This is a genomic window from Mesorhizobium sp. M1A.T.Ca.IN.004.03.1.1 (assembly GCF_003997555.1).
GTDB lineage: Bacteria > Pseudomonadota > Alphaproteobacteria > Rhizobiales > Rhizobiaceae > Mesorhizobium.
Genome location: NZ_RZTV01000349.1, coordinates 1 through 270 on the forward strand (window position 1 = coordinate 1; position 270 = coordinate 270).

Here is a 270-nt window from a genome sequence, read left to right on the forward strand (position 1 = left end):
GCCTGATCTGATCGGCGACGTTGCGCCACTGTTGGCTGGCGGCTTCCGGGGTGTCTTGGGCAAAGGCCGTTGCAATGAAGGCTGAGACCACGCGTCGGCCGCTCTTGCCGATATGAGCCAATGCATTGCGCATGAAGTGAACCTTGCAGCGCTGCCAGGTGGCGGAAAGAACCTTCGACACGGCGGCCTTGATGCCTTCGTGTGCGTCGACCTCGCGGCGGCCGTCGGTGTTAACGCCCACAGCGATGATAACAGCGACAGACACAATAC

At 61.1% G+C, this 270-nt stretch carries 1 protein-coding gene; it reads right to left on the reverse strand.

Annotated elements, in window-relative coordinates:
- Positions 1–270: transposase (locus EOD29_RS31930; RefSeq protein ID WP_206520554.1), on the reverse strand; the 270-nt coding region annotated here is incomplete at both ends.